2 protein-coding genes and 1 pseudogene are annotated in these 2,318 nt (G+C 68.6%); 2 read left to right on the top strand and 1 reads right to left on the bottom strand.

Annotated features, from left to right (window positions below):
- Positions 1–94 precede the first annotated feature (94 nt).
- Positions 95–400, top strand: a pseudogene (locus CCN56_RS40785) (glycosyltransferase); the annotation flags it as partial.
- Positions 401–458: 58 nt separating this feature from the next.
- Entirely contained in the window at positions 459–1,325 is an 867-nt protein-coding gene (locus CCN56_RS40780) for a glycosyltransferase (protein WP_086832560.1), read from the top strand.
- 109 nt (positions 1,326–1,434) lie between these two features.
- On the opposite strand, the gene CCN56_RS40775 is transcribed toward CCN56_RS40780, so the two are convergent.
- Positions 1,435–2,318 (bottom strand): MMPL family transporter (locus tag CCN56_RS40775; RefSeq protein ID WP_179200173.1); only part of this gene is annotated, 884 nt, incomplete at its 5' end.

Genomic DNA, 2,318 nt, shown 5'->3' with positions numbered 1-2,318 from the left:
GCCCTGCTTACCGGAGTCTGCCCTGCCCACCCCCCTCATCACGGTCGTCATCGCCACCCGCCTGCGTGAAGACCGCCTGGACTACCTGGCCGCCATGCACACCAGCCTCACCCGGCAGTCCGTGCCCTGGGAGGCAGTGATCGCCCTCGACGGCGCCGACCCGAACCGGCTGCCCGGCCCTCTCGCGGCCGACCCGCGCATCCGCGCACTCGCACTGCCCCGCCCGGTCGGCGCCGCCTGCGCCCGCAACCTCGCGCTCACCCACGTCCGCACCAAGTACATGAACTGGGCGGACGATGACGACGAGTTCACCGACGACGCCATGGCCGCACGGCTGTCCACCCTGGAATCGACCGGTGTCGGCTGGTGCGCCGGGTGGAGCGTGGACCTTCACCCGGACGTTTTCCGGCCGACGGAGGCGCTCTGTGGCCAGTGACCTGGGGTTGAACATAGCGGACATGCACGCGACGGCGGCCCCGACCGGGCTCCGTTCCACTCAATCGGGTGTGGCTGAAGCCCAGTTGTCGAACGCCACACGAACCACCGAGTCACTGAAGGGTAGATCTCCTGTGCATTCCGCGCCTCACGCCGAGGTTGCCGTCGTCACCCCTACCCGGCTGCACCCGGACCGCATCGCGTACCTGCTGGAGCTCTATGCGAGCCTGCGCGACCAGGACGTGAGCTGGGAATGGATCCTGGCCCTCGACGGCGTGCCCAAGGAGGGTGTCCCCGAAGTCCTGCGCACGGACGCCCGTGTGAAGGTCGTCGCGCTTCCGCGACCGGTGGGAGCCGGCGCTGCGCGCAACTTCGCCGTGAACGAGGTGACCGCCGACTGGCTCACAACGTCTGACGATGACGACGTACTCCCCGCGAAATCGTTGTCCATGCGCCTCCGCTACGCACAGAAGCACGAGCTGGGCTGGTGTGCAGGCTGGTCTGCAGACCTTCACCCCGACCGTTCGATCACCACCTGGCGCTGCTCAACTCCACCCGGATTCCATGCACCTGGCGACGTCTGGCACCACTGGGCCACCCCCGACTCGACCATCCCCATCGGACCGACGACGCTCCTGGCTCGCACCGAGATTGTCCGTGCGAGCGGTGGCTACGCCGCCCTGCCTCAAGGGGAGGACTACGCCTATCTCGTCGGCGTCACCGGCGCAGCCCGCGGTGCTCTGCTGCCGACCGTGGTCTACCACTACCGCAAGCATGCGGAGCAGATGACGGCCCAGCCCGAGTATCCGGCCATGGAGCTGCAGGCCCGCCGGTTCGCCTGGAACCACGGCAAGCACCTGGAGTCCCTGAGAAAGGGGACCTGCTGGTAGGTTCCGCGATCCGGTGCGCACCGTACCCGTGAGACGCGCACCGGATGCGCAATTCCAAGAATCTGTGCGCACTGACTCCGTACGGTAACTACCTCCGGTCTATGGTCATTCAGAGATCAGACCGGGTCCGCGGGCAGTTGGATCGAGGGCCGTCGGCCCTCGTACCTGCAGCGGTACCCTGGGCTGGCCCTGGTGCTGCAAACCGGGCCGACCCGGGTGTGCCGTCGTCGGCCGGAAGTCTCTTGCCTTCGTCTCCGCTGCCGCCCTTGGGGTTGTGGCCGTGGAGGTCCAGAGCGGTGAGTACACGCTGCAGGGGTGCGGGGGCCCACCAGTTCGCCTTGCCTGCCAGGCACATGGAGGCGGGTACCAGGACGGCGCGCACCAGGGTGGCATCGATGAGTACGGCGAGAGCGAGGGCGAAACCGAGAATCTTGAGCAGGCTGACGGACGAGGTGGTGAGCGCGCCCACCGACACGGCGAGGGCCAGCGCGGCGGTCGTGACCAGCCGTCCGGTCTGCTCGACTCCCTTCTCGACCGCGGCACGGTTGCCGGCCCCCAGGAGGTATTCCTCCTGGACGTGCGAGAGGAGGAACATCTCGTAGTCCATGGACAGGGCGAAGGCCACGTACAGGGCGAGCAGGAGCATGCAGGCGTCCACCGGCCCCGTTCTGGACCCCATCCCCACCAGAGGCGCGAGGACGCCGTCCTGGAAGACCAGGACGACCACACCTGCCGAGGCGCTCAGGCTGAGCGCTCCCACCACGATCGCCTTTGCCGGGACCAGGACACTGCGGGTGAACAGGAGCAGCAGACCTGCCATGCAGGCCAGCGCCCACGCCGCCGAGGGGCCGAGCGCGCCGCGCAGAGTGCTCGTGGTGTCGGTGAAACGGGCCGCCTCCCCGCCCACCAGCACCGTCCTTCCCGGCGCCGGCACTTCCCGTACGGCGTGGACCAGTTCGCCGGCGGCTGGCGACGCGGCGTCCACCTTCGCGT

The sequence above is a fragment of the Streptomyces sp. NRRL B-24572 genome, from assembly GCF_002156145.1.
GTDB lineage: Bacteria > Actinomycetota > Actinomycetes > Streptomycetales > Streptomycetaceae > Streptomyces > Streptomyces vietnamensis.
The sequence above is the reverse complement of the archived record's forward strand: the minus strand, read 5'-3'. Positions and strand labels throughout refer to the sequence as shown.